Here is a 21,098-nt window from a genome sequence, read left to right on the forward strand (position 1 = left end):
AAGCTTTTTTTCAGCATTATTTAATATTCATAAGGTATTCTATACCTTTGCATAATTAAAGATACTAAAATCTTTATTTATAACACGCAAATTTTATAAATTTTGAACACCCTCGATACGATTATTTCCTTCGCGCAACAAACTATTAATGAAGAAGCTAGAGCCATTGCACATCTAGAACAACTTATCGACAAGGAATTTGCTGAAGCCGTGAATACCATTCATAATTCTAATGGACGAGTAATCATTACTGGGATCGGAAAAAGCGCCATAATTGCTTCAAAAATAGTAGCTACCATGAATTCTACGGGAACTCCCGCTGTATTTATGCACGCTGCAGATGCTATTCACGGAGATTTGGGTAATATCCTGAAAGATGATGTGGTTATTTGTATTTCTAAAAGTGGAAATACTCCTGAAATAAAGGTGCTAGTTCCCCTAATTAAAAACTTTAACAATACTTTAATTGGCATTACTTCAAACAAGGAGTCTTTCTTAGGAAAAGAAGCTGATTTTGTACTACACGCATATGTAGAAAAAGAAGCCTGTCCTAATAATCTAGCACCAACTACAAGTACCACCGCGCAATTAGTTATGGGAGATGCCGTAGCGGTATCTTTATTACACCTTAAGGGTTTCTCTAGCAAGGATTTTGCAAAATATCATCCAGGAGGCGCATTGGGCAAGAAATTATACCTAAGAGTACAAGATATCGTTTCTAAAAACGAAAAACCGGAAGTAGGTCCAGACTCTGATATCAATTCAGTAATCGTAGAAATGACCGAAAAGAGATTAGGTGCCACAGCCGTTACCGACAATAATAAGATCATAGGTATTATCACGGATGGAGATTTAAGAAGAATGTTAACCACAAATACTTCTTTTGCAGGATTAACTGCTAAGGATATTATGTCTCCTAATCCTAAGCGTATTGATATCGATGCGATGGCAGTAGACGCTCTTGATCGTCTAGAAGAATACGGAATATCACAATTATTAGCAGAAGAACAAGGCAACTATGCTGGCCTTTTACATATTCATGACCTAATGAGAGAAGGAATACTATAATGGGAAAGAAGATAACAAAAGATCCACAATCCATGTCTTTTCTGGATCATCTTGAAGAATTGAGATGGCATTTAATAAGAGCTACCGTATCCGTTTTGATAGCAGCAATTGTAGCATTTATTGCTAAAGAATTTATTTTTGATGTACTAATTTTTGGTCCAAAAAAACCAGATTTCCCTACCTACAAAGGGCTTTGCAATCTTTCTAAACTTTTAGGTTTAGATGAAAGTTTATGTTTCCAAGAGTTACCATTTAGTGTACAAAGTAGAAAAGTAGCTGGGCAGTTCTCGGTACATATCTGGACATCTATTACTGCTGGTTTTATAGCAGCTTTCCCATATGTATTATACGAATTTTGGAAGTTTATTGCTCCTGCATTATATGACAAAGAAAGAAAATACTCTAAGGGGTTCATCATTATCTGCTCTTGTCTATTTTTTCTAGGTGTACTTTTTGGATATTATATTATTACTCCATTATCAATTAACTTTTTAGGAGGGTATCAGGTGAGTGCAGAAGTATTAAATGAATTTGATATTGATAGTTACATCGCCTTAGTAAGAGCTTCGGTGATTGCTTGTGGATTGATATTCGAACTGCCTGTTATTATGTTTTTTCTTACCAAAGTTGGGCTTGTCACTCCTCAATTTTTAAAGAAATACAGAAAATTCGCATTAGTAATTGTATTGATTTTATCCGCTGTAATCACTCCTCCTGATATTGCGAGTCAGGTGATTGTAGCAATTCCAATATTGATTTTATACGAAGTAAGTATTATTATTTCTAAAATAGTGGTCAAAAGACAAAACAAAAAATTAATTCCGCAAACCAAATGAGTACCATAGTAGACGATTTCAATGAATATAGAGAGAAAATGAACTCTCGAATTCTAGAAGATAACAATAAGATTATTAAAAGAATCTTCAATTTAGACACCAATGCTTACATGGAGGGTGCATTGGATGTAAAAACAAAAGAGCTTTTAGGTTTAGTGGCATCTACTGTACTTAGATGTGATGACTGTATAAAATATCACTTAGAAACCTGTTATAAAGAAGGTTTAACCAAAGAAGAAGTGGTAGAATCTTTAAGTATTGCGACTTTAGTTGGAGGAACCATTGTTATACCACATTTACGAAAAGCATATGAATTTTGGGATGCTTTAGAGGAGCAAAACTCATAACATTGCTCTTAATCAATTTATTCGCTTATTTTAGCAACATCCAATATAGAAAGAAGTCATTCAGAATATGAAGTTAACAGCAGACAACTTAATAAAATCATATAAAGGAAGAAAAGTAGTAAAAGGGATTTCTCTGGAAGTAAATCAAGGAGAAATTGTAGGTTTATTAGGTCCTAATGGAGCTGGTAAAACAACTTCTTTCTATATGATTGTAGGGTTAGTAAAACCAAATGGAGGAAAAATATCACTTGATAGTACTGATATTACAAAGTTTCCTATGTATAAGCGTGCTCAGAATGGGATTGGTTATCTAGCACAAGAAGCTTCTGTTTTTAGAAAACTAAGTATCGAAGATAATATCCTTAGCGTTTTGCAGTTAACAAAACTCTCCAAAAAAGAACAGTTGCATAAAATGGAATCTCTGATTGAAGAATTTGGTTTAGGTCATATTCGTAAGAACAGAGGAGATTTATTAAGTGGTGGAGAACGAAGAAGAACAGAAATAGCTAGAGCCTTAGCGACAGATCCTAATTTTATTTTATTAGATGAACCTTTTGCTGGGGTAGATCCAGTTGCCGTAGAAGATATTCAACGAATTGTAGCTCAGCTAAAAAATAAAAATATTGGTATTCTAATTACGGATCATAACGTACAAGAAACGTTAGCCATCACTGACAGAACTTACCTTATGTTTGAAGGAAGTATTCTAAAAGCAGGAATTCCTGAAGAACTGGCTGAAGATGAAATGGTTCGTAAAGTTTATCTTGGGCAAAATTTCGAGCTTAGAAAAAAGAAAATAGATTTCGATTCCTAGTTACTTATAAAACTCATCTATAAGCCTTGGACTGCATTTCTTAATTTCAAATTCCATATCTGAAACTGCAATGTGTTGCTTCCCTATTTTTAATTGAATTAGCAATCCCTTAGAATTTATAGGGTTATGCTGATCAAAAATAAAATTACCTATACTATAGTAAATAGGTTTTTCTTTGTAAACTTCTATCGTTTGTATAGTATGTGGATGATGACCAATAATGACATCCGCCCCAGCATCGATTAAACTATATGCTTGCTGCTTTTGTGATATCAATGGAACTTTTGTATGTTCCGCTCCCCAATGCAACTGAACAACTACTACCGCTTCTGAATTATCTTTCTTTATGTTATGAATCTTATCAGAAATCTCATCAAAAGAATCTTCGCAAACACAAGGCTTATCTTCTAAAAATGTCCAATTTTCTGAAGGAACCTGAAGAGAAGATAACAAATATACATTTCTAGGATTTGAGGTAATTAATATTGGTTTACATGCTTCTCGGGTATGCTTCCCATATCCCAAAGGAATTAAACCCGCATTTACAATATTCCGTTCTGTATCTACCAAACCATTTCTACCTTGATCCATGGAATGATTATTTGCCATATTCAAATGAGTGATCCCATGTTTTTTTAGTGCAAACAACCAATCTGGTTCCGCTCTGAAAATAAATTTCTTATGAATAGGTTCTTCTATTTTGGTAGCTGGACATTCTAAATTAGCGATAACCACATCGCTTTTTGCAAAAACGCTATCTATCGATTCATGAAACAGAGTATCCATTCCCAAATGTTCAACCCTTGTCCTCACTCCACGATCTAATAACAAATCTCCAACAAAAACTATAGTAGTTTCGTCATCCGAATCACATGAAGAAAAAGAAACCAGGATTCCTAAACCTACAATTATAAATCTAAAAGAAAATTGCACTCTCCTAAGATGCTTTATTTTTTTTAACATCCCGAACTATAGAATATTTTCTCATTTGTTTTTGGAGCAGGAATTGGAACTATAATAGCTTTCATCCATTCAGGAATCCCTTTAGCTTGATTCTTATCTATCATATCCTGCCATTCTTCGTCGGTTAAACGATTTCCAAGAGGAAGATGAAATTCGTGATATCCAAATACCGCTCCTTTTGTGATATGCAAATACCCTTCAATCTCCACTAACACATACAAATCATTTACATTACCCGTAGCCACATGTAAAATCCCCTTATCAGGATTGTTCCCACTATTCGCTGTATATACATCTGCTACCACAGCGACAGATTTATCAGGTCCTTGTACATTATGCCATCCATCTAAATACTGATCTTTTTGCTTTACCAAATCTAGTGTAATCCATTCGAATGTACTACCTATGATTTCTATCTGACCATACTCCTGAATAGATAGTTTCTTTCCTGCTAGTTCTTTTTTACTTGCAGATAATAAAAACTCTGCGTTCTCTCTTAAGCTAGTGGTAATTCTAGAAATATTTGAATCCAAAAGTTCATTTCTTTCCAATACCGATTTAGTAAGATCAATTAATTCGATTACAGTGTTCCAGTAGCCAATATTAGGTTCTACATATCCAACTGTATAAGGACTTGGAACTCCTTCTCCATCTCCGCACTCTGCAGCCATTGGTTGTTCTGCATATAAAATAGAATCATGCTTTAATTCTGCCCAAGAAGCTAAAGAAGCATTTAAATTTTTCTTATTCCATTCTGGAGTTTGCATGAAATAAGGATAACTATCATTAGCTTTTTGAAGCTCCAACAAACTCTGAATCCACTTTGTATAAACAGTAGCTCCAAAATCTACGGAACTCATTTCTTCTTGCATCTTAGTTAACAATCCAGGATATTCTTCCCACTTCTCTCCTTCTTTTAATTCATTAATCAATAGATCTTCTGCAGCTTTACTACCAAAAGCAGCCATTACATCTAATCCTTGTGGGTAAGCACGTTTGGAAACTTCACTTTTCAAATCCACCAAATTTTGAAGCACATCATTATCAGAAACATATCGTTGTGGTATAAAGTTGATTTTTATCTTACAACTACCTCCACCAGATCTTATTTTATCTTTGATATCCGCAATCTTATTTACTTCGACTTTAAGGTTTTCTATACGCTCAGTATCTTGTAAAATAGCTTCCAAAGGAAGCTCTTCTTTTTCTAACAACTCAGCTAAATCTAAGAAAGATACATTATCTGCTTGTCCAATAATGAAGTCTATAGGCTCCATGATTGCTTTATATTTCTTTAATGTCTCTTTCCCGAAATTAGAACTATTACCAAGAGTGGCAGCATTTACCAAAGCTCTTTTAAACTGAAGATCATTATTGAGACAAAAAGGAGCGGATTGCAACCACATCATTGCACAGAAATAACGTTTTAAAGATTCTGTTCTAGTATAGTGTCCTCTTGGTTTAAACAAACTGTATGGAAACTGAACTTCAGTAAATTCCAAAAACTCAGAAATCTTATCTTCTGCGCTTTTAACGGCCAATAATTCATTCTCATAATGTTGTTCATATCCAGAAGGAACTTCAACCTTCTCATCGGTTAACAATGTATACGCAATTGCATAATACGTCTGATTAAATTTTGCCATTTCACTAAAAACTTCATCTGAAGAAGTTTCAGCTAAACTTTGCATATCCTTAATCATGTTTTGGCAAATTTCTGATAGGATCGGAATAAATTGTTCTTCTTCAATTTTCTTAAGTATAAACCCAAAATACATGTGAAACAATTGCATATACATATCCGTAGTCACAAAATTCGGAAACTCTGCATAATCATTCTGTTCATACAAATGAAAAAACTGAATATTCGAATTAGGAACAATCGCAAATCCATTTTTAGCCAACATCTCCATCAACTCAGGAGCAGGCTTTTCTAATTGAAAAAGATTTACAATATTATCAATATTCGCCACCTTTCTATTTCCTTGGTCTAAGAGATTTTTAGTTTTTAACTCTTCTTCTCGCTTTTTTAAATTTTCGATAAAAACTGTTTCTTGAGATGAGTATGAAATGGGCTCAATATCTTCTCCTCCTTCTTCTGCCCAATACCTACTTTCCATTCTCTCATTATACCAACTTGTAGCTTCAAAAGTGTACCTGAGATCACCTTTCATAAAACAATATCCTTGTTTTGCCGCAAAACTGTTGCGTAATACTCTTATTTCGTACAGGGTTAATGAAGAAATATCCATCTGCAAATCCACATCTTCTCCTAATTTTTCTACATCTAGCTTTCCATTAACTATAACAGGATTATCAATTTTCTTAGTTTCTTCCTCTTCTAGAGTTGTCTCCTCTATCTCATTAGATGTCGATACGGGATCATTTTGTTTGTTTGTTTTTGTATCACTTCCACACGCGATGAGAATTAAAAATACACTGATCAACAATAATTGTTTTTTCATAGTTTTTAAGTTGCTAACTTTTATTTCTTAGTATTTGTATGGCCTTTGCGCTATCTATTTCTCTATACAGATATTTTGTAAATTCCAGTCCAAAACGTTTCCATTTATATTCTGCGATAAGCACGTTACCACTTTGTTCTTTTTCAATACTTCTAATAAAGTTTCCTTCCTGAGTTTCTATAAAATCAAAATCTACTAAAGGTTTACTTAAACGAGAACCTAACCATAATGGTCGAACATATCCTTTGTAATTTTTGAAAATAAAAAGACGTTTTCGTTTTATAGAATCAAATCTTGTGGTCTTTATTACTCCCACTAATATATCGTCTTTTCCGTTACCATCTACATCTCCGTGCGTAAACTGATATACTGGATACGGTAATTCCCAATTATCAACTAAAGAATCGGAAGCAATCTGCACATAATACAGTGAATCATGTTCTTTTACCAGAGTAATAGTATGCTCTCCCGTTTTGAAGGTAGTTTTGGTGGTATCCGAACAGCTAAGAATAAGCAAGCTTACGAACAACAAAAAGTAAAACCCAATATGGTTTCTCATGATAATACGGAATCTAGACTGTACTTCCTTCCTTAAAAATCAAAGACATCAAAACATACAGCAATATGACTACTGGTATCGCGGTGAATTGAAGAAATGCCAACAACAAAATCGTTATTACTAAGAAAGCATATCTAATTTTATTCTCCTGAAAACCCCATGTTTTAAACTTTAATGCAAATAATGGAATTTCGGCATTAAGTAAGTAACAACTCACCAATGTGAGACCTATTAAAAACCATTGATTCAAAATAACATCAGCAATCCATTCCGCAGAGTTGAAACTAAGAATTAAAGGCAAACTAATAATTAACAAAGTGTTAGCAGGAGTTGGTAATCCAATAAATGAAGTCGTCTGTCTCGTATCGATATTAAACTTTGCTAATCGATATGCTGAAGCCAACGTAATAAGCAAGCCTATAATAGGTAAAAACTCTACATAACCTTCTATAAAATCTTCATCATAAACCTGATATCTTAGCACTTGATCCGAAGAGACATTATATACTTTTGCCATTAATTGAAACATTACAATACCTGGTACTAATCCACTTGTTACCATATCGGCTAGTGAATCTAATTGTAATCCAAGTTCACTTTGTACTTTTAGTAACCTAGCCGCTAATCCATCAAAAAAATCAAATCCTATCCCAAGCACTACAAATAAAGCAGCCAGCTCTAAATCTCCCTGAACAGCAAAAATTGTAGCAATACAGCCACACAAAAGATTAAGAAGGGTAATGATATTAGGAATTTGCTTTTTCAGCTTCATATGGATAAATTTTGTGTAAAAATAGCAAACTATTTCCGTCTATTAACAAGGGCTACACAATATGAAATCGTAAATAAAGTTTATAATGTTGAAAAATAGTAAGATATTTGTCAAAAATTGCTAGGATTGAAAAGAATTATAATCGCATTGTTTAGTTTGTCTGTGTTTTTCTCTTCAGCTCAAACTCGTAAATATTCCAATGAATTTTTGAATATTGGTGTCGATGCTGGAGCGTTAGGTATGGCCAATGCTGTTGTTGCTACTTCTGGTGATGTGAATTCTGGATATTGGAATCCTGCTGGATTGATCAATTTAGAAGACAATCAGGTTTCCTTTATGCATGCGGCATACTTCGCTAATATTGCTAATTACGACTACTTAGCTTTTGGTATGCCTTTAGACGAAAAAAGTGCTATTGCATTTTCTTTAATTCGTTTTGGGGTTGATGATATTCTTGATACTACTAGCTTGGTTGATGCAGATGGTAACATTGATTATACAAGAATTAATTTATTCTCCGCGGCAGATTATGCCTTCACATTTTCATATTCGAGAAAGCTACCTATAGAAGGTCTCAGTTATGGTGCTAATGCTAAAGTAATCCGACGTATTATTGGAGATTTTGCCTCTTCTTGGGGATTCGGTTTCGATGCTGCTTTACAATATCAAAAGAACAACTGGCAATTTGGAGTGATGGTTAGAGATATCACCACAACTTTTAATGCCTGGAGTGTTGAAGAATTTGCTATTGGGGATCTTAACGGAGATGGTATTCCTGATGAAGATCAAATTCCACAGATAAGAGATCAAGAATTACCAGAAACTACAGAAATAACGATTCCTAAACTTCAATTCGGAGCTGCCAGAAAATTTGATATAGGAACAAAATTCGGTTTAAATACAGAATTGGATATGAATGTGCGTTTTGCTGAAACAAATGATATTATTTCATCTTCTGCAATTAGTGTTACTCCGGCTTTTGGTTTTGAATTAGATTATGCTAAAATCGTTTACCTGCGAGGAGGTGTAGGTAATTTCCAAAATATTGAGCAATTTGATGGATCCGACAACGTAGGTTTTCAACCAAATTTTGGAATTGGTTTTCAATATAAAGGCATACAGGTAGATTATGCACTCACAGACATCGGCGATCAAAGTGCTGCTATTTATTCTAATGTATTTTCTATAAAAGTAGATTGGAGTCTTTTTAGATAGCCTTTATACTATCATAACATTTTTTTAGCTTAGGGTTTCAGTTTTGTAACGAAATAAGTTTAATTTCGTTTCTAAGACATAACATCTTTTATGAAGAACATATTACTTGTCATTTTATCAGGCTTATTGCTTGCTATTGGTTGGCCTACTTATGGTTTCCCGTTATTTCTCTTTTTTGGTTTTGTTCCTTTATTAATTGTTGAATACAAAGTCCGATCAAACAAGTATCATAAATCTCAAGTATTTGGATTTGCTTTTCTATCGCTATTTATTTGGAATATGATTACCACATGGTGGATCTATAATTCTACTCCATTTGGAATGTGGTTTGCAGAAATTGTAAATACGCTTATAATGGCGTTGGTATTTCTTTTGTATCATATCGTGGCAAGAAGAGCCTCTTTCTTTATTGGAACTATCTTTCTCATTTGTATATGGATGAGTTTTGAATACCTTCATTTACAATGGCAGTTTTCCTGGCCTTGGCTTAACTTAGGAAATGGATTTGCTAGTTTTACTTCATGGGTGCAATGGTATGAGTATACTGGAACTTTTGGAGGTACCCTTTGGATTTGGATTGTAAACATAGGTCTTTACAAAAGCATATTACTTTTTCTAGAACATAAAGACAAGTCAATTTTATACAAAGCGGGGCTTAGAAATGGATTGATCATTATCATTCCAATAATAATTTCTTTTATTATTCTAAAAACCTATGAAGAAGATGGTAAAGAGGTCGAAGTTGTTATTCTACAACCAAACATAAACCCATACACCGAAAAATATAATACTAGCGATGATCGTGTGGGTGCATTGTTAACTTCTCTTTCTCAAAAAGAAATAACGGAAAACACAGATTTTATTATCGCACCAGAAACCGTTTTTGCTGATAATAATCGATTAAAAACATTTAAGAATTCTATTGCAAAAAAGACTGCTAGTGCAATTGTGCAAAATTATCCAAAAGCTAATTTTCTATCCGGAATTTCCTTATTAGATGTTTTTAGAGATCCAGCTCAAGTTCGTCCACAAACAAATGAACATAAAAGTGGTGTGTTTTATGATGACTATAATTCTGCATTTTTAGTAAGGCCTGATGGTACAGATGAGCTATATCATAAAAGTAAATTAGTAGTAGGTGTAGAGAATTTTCCATATCAAAGTGTTTTTAAACCAATTGTTGGTGATGCTATGATTGATTTAGGAGGTACTGTAGCTAAGAAAACTACCCAACCAGACAGAGAAGTCTTTTTTACCAAAGAAGGATTAGGCGCCGCTCCAATTATTTGCTATGAAAGCGTTTACGGAGAATTTGTTACAGGTTATGTAAGAAATAATGCGGATTTCTTAGCAATTATCACTAATGACGCTTGGTGGGGTGTTACACAAGGACATCAACAACATTTGGCTTATGCTAAATTAAGAGCAATAGAAACAAGAAGAAGTATTGCCCGAAGTGCAAACACCGGTATTTCTGCAATTATAAACCAAACTGGAAATATTGTCTCGTCTTTACCATATAACCAGCAAGGAGTATTAAAAGGTACTCTTACTACCAATAAAAAAATTACTTTCTATGTTAGAGCTGGCGACTATCTAGCAAGAGTTGCTATTTTTCTTATGATTTTTATTTTTCTATTCTCGGTAACAAGACGACGAAAGAAAATTACGGCTCTATAAAGCAGAATCCAATATTTGTACTTAATTTGCAAATTTTCAAATCATAACCAAGCTTTATCAGGTGAATTACGTATCAGTAGAAAATATTGCAAAATCTTTTGGAGAACGAGTGCTATTTAACAACATATCGTTCGGTATTAATGAAGGGCAAAAAATTGGTTTTGTAGCTAATAATGGAACTGGTAAAACGTCTTTACTAAACATTGTAGCAGGAGATGAAGAACCAGATGAAGGTCAGGTAGTATATAGAAAAAACCTAAAAGTAGCGTTTCTACCTCAAGAGCCCAATTTAGATCCTAATCTTACTATAGAACAAACTATTTTTGCTTCAGATAATGATACTTTACGTGTTATTAATGCGTACGAGAAAGCATTACAAAATCCAGATGACACAGAAGCTTACCAAAAAGCTTTTGAACAAATGGATGCTTTAAATGCTTGGGATTTTGAAACACAATACAAGCAGATACTCTTTAAACTAAAACTCGAAAACCTACAGCAAAAAGTTAGTCAACTATCTGGTGGGCAGAAAAAGAGATTAGCTTTAGCGAATATCTTACTTAGCAAACCTGAGTTATTATATCTTGACGAACCTACAAACCATTTAGATCTAGAAATGATCGAATGGTTAGAAGAATACTTTGCCAAAGAGAATTTTACTCTTTTTATGGTTACTCATGATCGTTATTTTCTAGAAAATGTTTGTAATGAAATTGTAGAATTAGAAAACGGAAGATTATATAGCTACAAAGGTAATTATGCCTATTATCTACAGAACAAAGAAGCTAGAATAGCAAATGAAGAAATAGAAACCAATAAAGCTAAACAACTTTACAAAAAAGAATTAGATTGGATGAGACGCCAACCCAAAGCGCGTACTACCAAATCTAAATCCCGTATTGATGATTTTTATGAAATCAAAGAACGTGCTCATAAAAGAAGAAATGATCATGAGGTACAATTAGAAATCAATATGGAACGTCTGGGAAGCAAGATTCTGGAAATCCATAAAGTTTCCAAAAAATTCGACGATCTTGTTCTTCTAGATAAGTATGAATACGTTTTCAAAAAAGGTGAACGTGTTGGAATTATTGGTAAAAATGGAACTGGCAAATCTACCTTTCTTAATATGATTACTGGTACCATTACACCCGATCAAGGTAAAATAGTAATTGGCGAAACTGTAAAATTCGGGTACTATACACAAAGAGGTATTACTATAAAAGAAGGGCAAAAAGTAATTGATGTGATTAGAGAGTTTGGTGATTACATTCCTTTGAAAAAAGGACGTCAAATTTCTGCGCAACAATTGTTAGAGCGTTTTTTATTCGATCGTAAAAAGCAATATGATTTTGTAGAAAAACTAAGTGGTGGAGAAAGGAAAAGACTATATCTATGTACTGTTCTTATCCAAAATCCAAACTTCTTAATTCTTGATGAACCTACGAATGATCTTGATATCGTAACCTTAAACGTATTGGAGAACTTCCTTTTGGATTTTCCAGGATGTTTAATAGTGGTTTCTCACGATCGTTACTTTATGGATAAAATTGTGGATCATTTATTTGTGTTTAGAGGCAAAGGAGTTATCGAAGATTTCCCTGGAAATTACTCCGACTATAGAGTTTATGAAAACAGTAGAGTTCCAGAAAAAGTTAAAACAGATGATCCAGCATCAAAACCAAAGACTTCTTGGAAAAAGGATAATAAAAGCGCTCTATCTTATAACGAGCAGAAAGAATATAGTCGTATAGAACGTGATCTCAAAAAACTGGAGTTACAAAAAAAGGAAATAGAAGAATTATTTTCTAGTGGCAATTTAGATGAAGATAAAATCAATGAGGAATCTGCTAAACTAAAAGATATTATTGATAGCATAGAAGAAAAAGAAATGCGTTGGCTAGAGTTATCCGAAAAAATGGAATAACACATCTTATTTATTGTAAGCATGCTATTCAAAATTAAATCTTACTTTCTTTTTTTAGTAAAATCTACAAATCAACATGGGGTTCATTCACCCTTTGTTTACAGCTTGGTAACCAAATGTTTTTATAATCGGACTAAAAGAAAATCTTATGGAAAAATACAATCAATTATAAATAAAAACTCAAATGTTGGTATTAATCTAAATTCTGCCAAACTATTAAATCGTACTATTCCCTATTTAGATTATAAAAAAGTGCTTATCCTCAAGAAAAAAACAGATACCATTGCCCAAATTATATCAGAAAACAATGAGATATTTACGTATACTTCTTTTCAGAATGATATAGTGTTCGATTTGGTATTTTTGGACATTGATTACTTTACATCAAATATGGATGTATTAAATACCATAATAAAAAGCACACATAATGACTCTTTATTACTTATAAATTCCATCCGATATACCAAACAAAATTTCGACCTCTGGAACACCATAAAAAAGCATCCAAAAGTAACTGTAACTATAGATACCTATTCACTAGGATTTGTATTTTTTAGAACAGAACAAGCAAAAGAGCACTTTATTATTAGGAAATAGAAGGAATAGCATTATTTTTATGATAGTTCACTTTTAACATAGTCCTATCTGTAGATAAACATAATTCTTTCATGTACTGGTCATATGTTTTATTTTTTTCCAAAAGAAATTTATTAAAATAGTTATTTGCTACCTCCACTCCCATGGTTGTTTCGATATTTACTAGTTTTTTGTACAATGAACCGATATTACTGATTGCACGTTTAGAAGGTATGTTTCTCTCAATTAAATAATTCAAAATCTCATTGTCTTCATTTCTTCTTACTTTGAAGGTTGTAGTCACCCATTTCCATTCTCTTTCCGAGGTTAAACATTGGCTAATCAGGTAAGTATTTGTTTTAGTATATAATTGTAGCCAAAATCTTTTTTGGATGATCTTAGGAATATCAATTTGCAAAATAGGATTTTGAGCATCAGAAAAGGTATCCGTTCTATCATTGTCATTCCATAACATAAAATCACGGTTTATATGAGTGACAAAATGATAAAGACTCTTTTTAGAACTTACAAATTCTTTGGAAAGTACAATTTGGTTTTCAGTAGTATTCTTACTTGGTGGGTTGTGTAAAGACATATTGGTATATTTAGAGATTAATGCAAACAGACTTTCTATTTACATATTTCCAAATACTATATCCCCTATTTTAAGATGTTGATCTTATCTCTTAAAGATAGCACTAATCTACCATAAAAACAACACCCAAATAACTAAAAATTCCTTCATTTTTGAAGCCTCTTAAATAAAAAAGAACGGGATGGAATCATCATATCCCAGAAAACTCTGATAATTAAATCTATTTTATTGTAACAAATTTATTGATCGTACGTCATATAGGCTAAAATCGTATCTTACGCTATAATTAAAGCATCACATGGAAAACGTTATCGATATTAAAGGTATCATTAGAAATTTTCAACTAGGCCAAGAAACAGTGTATGTACTCAAAGGTATTAATCTAGAAGTTAAAAGAGGAGATTATATAGCGATTATGGGGCCTTCTGGATCCGGAAAATCGACACTTATGAACCTTTTGGGGTGTTTGGACACCCCTACCGATGGTACGTATAACCTTAATGGAAATGATGTGAGTAAAATGACTGATGACGAATTAGCCGAAATTAGAAATAAGGAGATAGGTTTTGTATTTCAAACATTTAATTTATTACCACGAACAACCGCTTTAGATAATGTTGCATTACCCATGATTTATGCAGGTACTTCTAAAAAGGATAGAAATGCCAGAGCAGAAGAAGTATTGACAGACGTAGGCCTAGCTGATCGAATGGATCACAAACCCAATCAATTATCTGGAGGGCAGCGACAAAGAGTTGCTGTAGGTAGAGCACTGGTAAATAAACCTTCTATTATACTGGCAGATGAACCAACAGGAAACCTAGATTCGAAAACCTCGTTGGAAATCATGCAATTATTTGATGATATTCATGCTGCTGGAAATACGGTAATCCTGGTTACTCACGAAGAAGAAGTTGCCGCTCATGCACATAGAGTCATTCGATTACGTGATGGCATGATCGAAAGCGATACCAGAAATAGATAGTTTGTAGTTTAAGATTGATATTGTCATAGATTAATTCGTATTTTGGCGTCTTACTAATTCGAATACTCTATGCAACCGATACATATTCTTTTTCTAATCGCCGGATATTTTGGTGTACTTCTTTTAATCTCATATTTCACAGGAAAGAATTCGGGAAACGACGCTTTTTTTAAAGCCAATCGTCAATCGCCATGGTATATAGTTGCTTTTGGAATGATTGGAGCATCACTAAGCGGTGTTACTTTTATTTCTGTACCAGGTTGGGTTGAAGCTTCGCAATTTAGCTACATGCAAGTTGTATTAGGGTATATCGTTGGGTATGCTGTAATTGGTACAGTACTACTACCACTCTATTATAAACTAAATTTAACTTCTATTTATACCTATCTAGAAGAACGTTTTGGAAGGTCTTCCTATAAGACTGGAGCATCTTTTTTTCTTATATCCAGAATTGTGGGTGCTAGTTTTAGGTTATTTCTAGTAGCGAATGTTCTACAAGTTATTATGTTTGATAGTATTGGGATTCCATTTTGGATTACTGTGATTATCACTATACTTCTAATTTGGCTTTACACCTTTAAATCAGGTATCAAAACCATCGTTTGGACAGATACATTACAAACCTTATTTATGCTAATTGCAGTAGGGGTTGCTGTATACTACGTTGCTAGTGATTTAGGAATTGATGGTACTAGTTTAATAGGGTATGTTTTAGACAGTGACCTTTCTAAAATTTTCTTTTTTGATGATTTTAAAAGTGGAGATCATTTTGTAAAACAATTTATCTCTGGTGCTTTTATTGCTATTGTTATGACAGGTTTGGATCAGGATATGATGCAAAAAAATCTTACCTGCAGAAACTTAAAAGATGCTCAAAAAAATATGTTTTGGTTTACTATAGTTCTGACTATAGTCAATTTTGTATTTCTGGGCTTAGGCTTATTATTAACTCAATATGCGGGACAACATGGAATTGATGCTCATAAGGATCAACTTTTCCCCATTATTGCAACTCAGAGTGGATTAGGAATTGGAATTGCTATTTTCTTTGTCTTAGGATTAATTGCCGCAGCCTACAGTAGTGCAGATAGTGCACTAACTTCGTTAACTACTTCTTTTAGTATTGATATCATGGATATAGAAAAAAAACTAAATCCTGAAGATCAAATAAAAGCGAGAAAACAATATCACATTCTATTTTCTTTATTATTAATATTAGTGATCATAGCTTTTAAATACGTAATCAAAGATGAAAGCGTTATTGCTAAGTTATTTGTTTTTGCTGGATATACCTATGGTCCACTTTTGGGACTTTATGCTTTTGGTTTATTTACTAAAATGAATGTCAAAGATAGATTTGTTCCTATCATTGCAATTCTATCACCCATACTATCTTACATTATTAGTATCAATAGTGCCAAATGGTTTGGTTTCGAATTTGGGTTCTTTATTTTAATTCTTAATGGCTTATTAACCTTTTTAGGTTTAGTACTGATCCGTAGAAAGTAATACTAAAGTACAGGCAACTTCAACATCGATACCTGCTTCCTGAAGCATATCATAAAACTCTGGATTTTCAGTTCCTGGGTTAAAAATCACTCTTTCTGGAGAAAGACCAATAATATAATCATAATACTGCTTTTGTCTGGTAGGATTTAGATATAGGGTTACCGTATGTATATCATCAAATGCCATTAGAGATGTATGAATAGTAATTCCTGCTACCTCGCCAGATCGCAATCCAATTGCTACCACTACCTGATCATAATTCACCAATCGATGTATTGCCAAATTAGAATATCTATCTGGTTTAAGCGAAGCTCCCAACACTAAGGTCTTTTTTCCCTTCATAAGCATGATTTTAGTCGCAAAATAACGTTAATTCATAGCGATTACAGTCTGCAAACGTTAAAAATAAACCCTAAAATGTTAAAAACAAAAAACAGGTGTAACATAAGACTTGTACTGCACGTCTTATAGATAAAGAAATATGATTTTTCATAAATTTAGTTAGTTAGTTACTTAATAATCAAATTTTATTCATAGTTGATGGTTAGTGTTACTATTTGATTATTATAAGAAGACCGCTCCTTATCCAGGAGCGGTCTTTGGTTATATAATTAATTGTTAAAAGAAATATTTTGTGTAACAGATTTTAGGTTACATCGTCATACAGATATACGTTTAATCAACGTAAAAAAGGGAAAACAAATGCACTGATATTATGCAATACCCAGTACATTGTTTTGCATACATCAATCAAAACACATTTAATATGAAAAAAAACAACCTACCTATTAGGCAAACTACCCGTAATGTATTCTTATTGATTTTATTAATAAGCTGTTCTTTGATTACCGCTCAACCCAGCAACAGTATCGTTGTTGGTACTATTTCGGGAACAGTAATCGACAAAAACCTTAAACAACCAATTCCTTATGCAACAATAGTAGTAAATGACGGAGCTAATAAATTAGTTAGTGGAGGAATTACGAAAGAAGATGGAACTTTTCTTATTCCTGATATTCCTAATGGAAATTATACTCTAAAAGTACAATTCATTGGATATACCAGTTATACCCAACCTATAGAAATATCCAGAAAGAACAAAGATGTTAATGTAGGAGTCATCTCCTTAGAAGAGGAAGCACAAGCACTAGATGATGTAACCATTATTGCAGAACGAACAACGATCGAACAAAAAATAGATCGCAAGGTAGTAAATATAGGAAAAGACCTTACGACTACTGGTGGTACTGCTGCAGAAATTATGCAGAATATTCCATCGGTTAATGTTGACCAAGATGGAAATATCGCGCTACGTGGTAACCCTAATGTACAGATACTAATTGACGGAAAACCAACAAACATCTCTCCTACTCAATTATTAAAACAAATTCCTTCTACATCGATTAAATCGGTAGAATTAATAACCAATCCATCGGCAAAATATAATCCCGAAGGTATGAGTGGTATCATTAATATAGTACTACGTAAAAATGCTAATATTGGTTTTAACGGGAACATCAACTTGGGTGTAAACTGGGATCAAAATGCGCGATTTAATAGCTCAATCGATCTGAATTACCGAAGTGGAAAAATAAACGTTTATGGAAATTATGGAGCCAATATTACAAAGAATCGACAACAAGGTTTCATTTTTAGAGGTGATCAAAACTATAGAACTGATTTTCGTTTTTTAGATAATAACAAATCTCACCTTTTCAAGGTAGGCTTTGACTTCTATATTAATGACAAGAACACCATATCGTTATATACAAATCAAAATTTATTTGATGGAAATATTAATGGTACTACAGATATAGACTTTCTCGATAATCCAGAAAACAACATATTCCAAAACTTGATTAATGATAGTGATAACCTTGGTTCTACTTATAATTTTGATTTTAAACACGACTTTGAGAAAGAAGGGCATAATATTGAATTAGAAGTAGATTATAATGTTTTTGAAGGCGATAGTGATGATGATTTCAATTTTGCTGGTGGCGTTACTCCAGATTATAATGATATATTAAATAACGAAAGAACAAATACCACTATCAACCTAGATTACGTAAACCCACTATCAGAAAAAGCAAAGCTAGAGTTAGGATATGAAGGACGTATAAGACGTACCGATAATGAGTACAGATCTACTCTATTTGATGATTCTAAATATCGTTATGATAGAGACATTCATGCTTTATATGCGACTTATGGTAAAAATTATGAGAAATGGTCATATCAACTAGGTGCGCGATTAGAAAGTTATCAGGTAGAAGCTATTTTTAACGATGTAAAAGTGTTTGAAGATGATATTTTTACTGTGTACCCTTCAGCCTATCTAACATATACGCCTGGTGAAAAAAATTCCTATCAACTAAGTTATAGCAGACGTGTAGACCGACCAGGATTAAATCAGGTAAACCCTATAAGAGAATGGAGTACTCCTAGAATTACCTCTAGAGGAAATCCGGAATTAGACCCTCAGTTTACAAATTCTATCGAGTTTAACTACACTCGTAAATTAACAGGAGGATCTATAACTGCAGGTACATTTTATCGACTTATCAATGATGAAATTAATCAAACGCTATTAGCAGATCCAACAGTTGAAGAAGGACAAATTCTTACGTTTGAGAATTTTGATAACAACTCTGCGTATGGAATCGAAATTTCTAGTAACTACCGACCGACAAAATGGTGGAATTTTAATGCTAGTTTTGATTTGTATGCGCAAACTCAAAAAGGTATTGTAGAAGATGTTGTAGAAGTAAATGGAGTAGATGAAATTGTACAAGTTTCTAGCGAGGTTGACGCAGTGGTATACAACTTCAGAATAAATAACAATTTTAAGGCGACTAAAAACTTAACCTTTCAGATATTTGGATTCTATCGTGGTGAGCAAGAAGGAATACAGTTTAAAACAAAACCATTTTATTTCGTAAACACTGGTGCACGATATAATTTCTTGGGTGGAAAAGGTACGGCTAGCATTAATTTCAACGATATCTTTAACACCATGCGTTTTAGATTCTCTGGAGACTTTCCTTTTGAACAAAATGGACAATTCCAAGGGGAAACACAAACCGTATTTTTAGGTCTATCCTATCGTTTTGGTAGTGGAAAAAATCGAAAAGTGAGAAGAAAACGAAGAGATTCAAATGAAAAATCTGGCGGAGGAATACTCTAGAAAAATTAATGATTTTGTTAATTCATTAAAGAATAGTCATGTTTTTTGTTAAATTCACACATCTTCAAAATAAAAGCCTGCTAAGTTAAATAATTGTAAAAATTATAATGTTTTTGTAACACTATGAAATATGTTACGTCTATTATAGTACCATTATGGTTATAATTTATTTGAATTAGCCTTTAAAGAAAAAAATAACCCGGTAAAACAAAAAATCGCGAAACCATGAGTTTCGCGATTTTATTTTATACGGTCGTTTGATCAGGTTACCATTTTATAACAGCACTACCCCATGTAAATCCACTTCCGAAAGCTGCTAAAACGACAACATCACCTTCTTTAATCTTTCCTTCTTCCCAGGCTTCTGTAAGTGCAATTGGGATCGAAGCAGCCGTTGTATTACCATATCGTTGAATATTATTATACACTTGATCATCAGATAATCTAAACTGCTTTTGTACAAACTGAGAAATTCTAAGATTCGCCTGATGCGGGATAAGCATATCTATATCCGATGGAGATAAGTTATTTTGTTGTAAGCCTTCGTTAATAACTTCAGAAAAACGTACTACTGCATTTTTAAAAACAAACTGTCCATTCATATATGGATAATACGTGATATTCTCCTGATCATTCTTTTCTATAATCTCAGGCACCCAATGTTCAGTACTTGGTCCTTCTAACGACAATTCTTTAGCATGCGCTCCTTCGCTATGCAAATGCGTAGATAATACTCCACTACCATCTTCTTTTTCATTTCTAGATAAAACCATAGCTCCTGCACCATCACCAAAAATAACAGATACTGCTCTACCTCTTGTTGTCATATCCAAACCTCCACTATGATTCTCACTTCCAATAATCAGTACATTTTTGTACATTCCAGTTTTGATAAACTGGTCCGCCACGGATACAGCATATACAAAACCACTACATTGATTTCTAACATCCAAAGCTGGAATTGTATTCATATCCATCATATCCTGAACTCTAACGCCTCCTCCGGGGAAATACATATCAGGACTTAATGTGGCAAAAATGATAAAATCTATATCATCCTTCGTTAGGTTTGCTCTTTCTAAAGCAATTTTTGCTGCTTTTACTCCCATTATAGAAGTACTATTACCATCTCCCTTTTTTATATGACGTCTTTCTTTAATACCTGTACGCTCTTGAATCCAAGCATCATTTGTATCCATTATTTTCGACAGATCGTCATTAGTTACAACATTTTCAGGAACATAACTCCCTAATCCTGTTACTCTTGAAGTATACATATATTATAATATTGAGTGTGTATTGTGCGTAATAATTAATTATTACTATTCAGTTTAAAAAAACTGCAGGGCAAGATATGTATTCTTACGTTTTTGATAAAAGAAAGTACAAGCTTATTGTATGCATGCATAACAAATATTTCCTCTTATCGTATCATTAAAAACGATTAGAGCTTTTTTGGAAAACGTATAGTACTTATGTAAGTTTCAAAATAGTTTTCACAACTTTATGTATACCATCACTAACCTCGATGATATATAAATCAGTGGGAAAAGAATGAAGAGATAAAGTGTTTCTCTGAGAAAGATTGTATTTTTCTTTT

Annotated in this window: 18 protein-coding genes; 11 read left to right on the forward strand and 7 right to left on the reverse strand. The window is 33.1% G+C overall.

Features of this window, described 5'->3' with window-relative positions; genetic code table 11:
• Nucleotides 1-102: 102 nt before the first annotated feature.
• From Q1B37_RS15685 to lptB, 4 genes are all read left to right on the forward strand, one after another.
• Nucleotides 103-1,068, forward strand: a complete 966-nt coding sequence (locus Q1B37_RS15685) for a KpsF/GutQ family sugar-phosphate isomerase (protein WP_299609315.1) — start codon at nt 103-105, stop codon at nt 1,066-1,068.
• Complete coding sequence (gene tatC / locus Q1B37_RS15690; RefSeq protein ID WP_299899939.1) at nt 1,068-1,904, forward strand: twin-arginine translocase subunit TatC; 837 nt, start codon at nt 1,068-1,070, stop codon at nt 1,902-1,904. Before Q1B37_RS15685 ends, tatC begins: the two co-directional genes overlap by 1 nt.
• Entirely contained in the window at nt 1,901-2,251 is a 351-nt protein-coding gene (locus tag Q1B37_RS15695; protein ID WP_299609310.1) for a carboxymuconolactone decarboxylase family protein, read from the forward strand. The genes tatC and Q1B37_RS15695 overlap by 4 nt, the downstream gene beginning before the upstream one ends.
• A 67-nt stretch (nt 2,252-2,318) precedes the next feature.
• Nucleotides 2,319-3,065 (forward strand): LPS export ABC transporter ATP-binding protein, encoded by a 747-nt coding sequence (lptB, locus tag Q1B37_RS15700; RefSeq protein ID WP_299609308.1) that lies wholly within the window; start codon nt 2,319-2,321, stop codon nt 3,063-3,065.
• On the opposite strand, the gene Q1B37_RS15705 is transcribed toward lptB, so the two are convergent.
• Genes Q1B37_RS15705 through Q1B37_RS15720 form a run of 4 tightly spaced genes read right to left on the reverse strand, consistent with a single transcriptional unit; the run spans nt 3,066 to nt 7,824 of the window.
• Nucleotides 3,066-3,998, reverse strand: a complete 933-nt coding sequence (locus Q1B37_RS15705; protein WP_299899942.1) for a CapA family protein — start codon at nt 3,996-3,998, stop codon at nt 3,066-3,068.
• A 23-nt stretch (nt 3,999-4,021) separates the two neighbouring features.
• Nucleotides 4,022-6,493, reverse strand: a complete 2,472-nt coding sequence (locus tag Q1B37_RS15710; RefSeq protein ID WP_299899944.1) for a DUF3160 domain-containing protein — start codon at nt 6,491-6,493, stop codon at nt 4,022-4,024.
• Between the two features lie 13 nt (nt 6,494-6,506).
• A complete protein-coding gene (locus Q1B37_RS15715) occupies nt 6,507-7,052 on the reverse strand; it encodes a hypothetical protein (RefSeq protein ID WP_299899947.1) in 546 nt (181 codons plus the stop codon).
• 13 nt (nt 7,053-7,065) lie between these two features.
• The gene (locus Q1B37_RS15720; protein WP_299899949.1) at nt 7,066-7,824 is read right to left on the reverse strand and encodes a CDP-alcohol phosphatidyltransferase family protein; all 759 of its coding nucleotides are present in this window, start codon (nt 7,822-7,824) and stop codon (nt 7,066-7,068) included.
• A gap of 126 nt (nt 7,825-7,950) precedes the next feature.
• Here Q1B37_RS15720 and Q1B37_RS15725 point away from each other — a divergent pair, with 126 nt between their 5' ends.
• From Q1B37_RS15725 to Q1B37_RS15740, 4 genes are all read left to right on the forward strand, one after another.
• Nucleotides 7,951-9,039 carry a PorV/PorQ family protein gene (locus tag Q1B37_RS15725; protein WP_299609296.1) on the forward strand — a complete coding sequence of 363 codons (1,089 nt, stop codon included), beginning with the start codon at nt 7,951-7,953 and terminating at the stop codon, nt 9,037-9,039.
• 90 nt (nt 9,040-9,129) lie between these two features.
• Entirely contained in the window at nt 9,130-10,719 is a 1,590-nt protein-coding gene (lnt, locus tag Q1B37_RS15730; RefSeq protein WP_299899951.1) for an apolipoprotein N-acyltransferase, read from the forward strand.
• A 61-nt stretch (nt 10,720-10,780) separates the two neighbouring features.
• Complete coding sequence (locus Q1B37_RS15735) at nt 10,781-12,646, forward strand: ABC-F family ATP-binding cassette domain-containing protein (RefSeq protein WP_299899953.1); 1,866 nt, start codon at nt 10,781-10,783, stop codon at nt 12,644-12,646.
• Nucleotides 12,647-12,898: 252 nt separating this feature from the next.
• A complete protein-coding gene (locus tag Q1B37_RS15740; RefSeq protein ID WP_299899956.1) occupies nt 12,899-13,243 on the forward strand; it encodes a hypothetical protein in 345 nt (114 codons plus the stop codon).
• Here the strand turns inward: Q1B37_RS15740 and Q1B37_RS15745 are convergent.
• A complete protein-coding gene (locus Q1B37_RS15745) occupies nt 13,233-13,817 on the reverse strand; it encodes a hypothetical protein (protein WP_299899959.1) in 585 nt (194 codons plus the stop codon). The genes Q1B37_RS15740 and Q1B37_RS15745 overlap by 11 nt on opposite strands.
• A 298-nt stretch (nt 13,818-14,115) precedes the next feature.
• Between Q1B37_RS15745 and Q1B37_RS15750 the strand changes: the two genes are divergently transcribed.
• Complete coding sequence (locus Q1B37_RS15750; protein ID WP_299899961.1) at nt 14,116-14,802, forward strand: ABC transporter ATP-binding protein; 687 nt, start codon at nt 14,116-14,118, stop codon at nt 14,800-14,802.
• A gap of 69 nt (nt 14,803-14,871) precedes the next feature.
• On the forward strand, nt 14,872-16,311 hold the full coding sequence (locus Q1B37_RS15755) for a sodium:solute symporter (RefSeq protein ID WP_299609274.1): 1,440 nt from the start codon (nt 14,872-14,874) through the stop codon (nt 16,309-16,311).
• On the opposite strand, the gene Q1B37_RS15760 is transcribed toward Q1B37_RS15755, so the two are convergent.
• The gene (locus Q1B37_RS15760; RefSeq protein WP_299899963.1) at nt 16,288-16,653 is read right to left on the reverse strand and encodes a CoA-binding protein; all 366 of its coding nucleotides are present in this window, start codon (nt 16,651-16,653) and stop codon (nt 16,288-16,290) included. The two genes, Q1B37_RS15755 and Q1B37_RS15760, sit on opposite strands and share 24 nt — an antisense overlap.
• A gap of 424 nt (nt 16,654-17,077) precedes the next feature.
• On the opposite strand from Q1B37_RS15760, the gene Q1B37_RS15765 reads away from it, so the two are divergent.
• The gene (locus Q1B37_RS15765) at nt 17,078-19,498 is read left to right on the forward strand and encodes a TonB-dependent receptor (RefSeq protein ID WP_299899965.1); all 2,421 of its coding nucleotides are present in this window, start codon (nt 17,078-17,080) and stop codon (nt 19,496-19,498) included.
• A gap of 266 nt (nt 19,499-19,764) precedes the next feature.
• Here Q1B37_RS15765 and Q1B37_RS15770 read toward each other — a convergent pair whose 3' ends face one another.
• A complete protein-coding gene (locus Q1B37_RS15770; protein WP_299609266.1) occupies nt 19,765-20,775 on the reverse strand; it encodes a 3-oxoacyl-ACP synthase III family protein in 1,011 nt (336 codons plus the stop codon).
• Between the last annotated feature and the right edge of the window lie 323 nt (nt 20,776-21,098).

The organism is uncultured Aquimarina sp. (assembly GCF_947492965.1).
Lineage (GTDB): Bacteria > Bacteroidota > Bacteroidia > Flavobacteriales > Flavobacteriaceae > Aquimarina.

Coding starts and splice junctions, on each gene's coding strand:
- Q1B37_RS15760 (WP_299899963.1), bottom strand. CDS start 16,653: ATGAAGGGAAAAAAGACCTTAGTGTTGGGAGCTTCGCTTAAACCAGAT.
- Q1B37_RS15750 (WP_299899961.1), top strand. CDS start 14,116: ATGGAAAACGTTATCGATATTAAAGGTATCATTAGAAATTTTCAACTA.
- Q1B37_RS15755 (WP_299609274.1), top strand. CDS start 14,872: ATGCAACCGATACATATTCTTTTTCTAATCGCCGGATATTTTGGTGTA.
- Q1B37_RS15745 (WP_299899959.1), bottom strand. CDS start 13,817: ATGTCTTTACACAACCCACCAAGTAAGAATACTACTGAAAACCAAATT.
- Q1B37_RS15770 (WP_299609266.1), bottom strand. CDS start 20,775: ATGTATACTTCAAGAGTAACAGGATTAGGGAGTTATGTTCCTGAAAAT.
- Q1B37_RS15710 (WP_299899944.1), bottom strand. CDS start 6,493: ATGAAAAAACAATTATTGTTGATCAGTGTATTTTTAATTCTCATCGCG.
- Q1B37_RS15695 (WP_299609310.1), top strand. CDS start 1,901: ATGAGTACCATAGTAGACGATTTCAATGAATATAGAGAGAAAATGAAC.
- tatC (WP_299899939.1), top strand. CDS start 1,068: ATGGGAAAGAAGATAACAAAAGATCCACAATCCATGTCTTTTCTGGAT.
- Q1B37_RS15765 (WP_299899965.1), top strand. CDS start 17,078: ATGAAAAAAAACAACCTACCTATTAGGCAAACTACCCGTAATGTATTC.
- Q1B37_RS15720 (WP_299899949.1), bottom strand. CDS start 7,824: ATGAAGCTGAAAAAGCAAATTCCTAATATCATTACCCTTCTTAATCTT.
- lnt (WP_299899951.1), top strand. CDS start 9,130: ATGAAGAACATATTACTTGTCATTTTATCAGGCTTATTGCTTGCTATT.
- lptB (WP_299609308.1), top strand. CDS start 2,319: ATGAAGTTAACAGCAGACAACTTAATAAAATCATATAAAGGAAGAAAA.
- Q1B37_RS15715 (WP_299899947.1), bottom strand. CDS start 7,052: ATGAGAAACCATATTGGGTTTTACTTTTTGTTGTTCGTAAGCTTGCTT.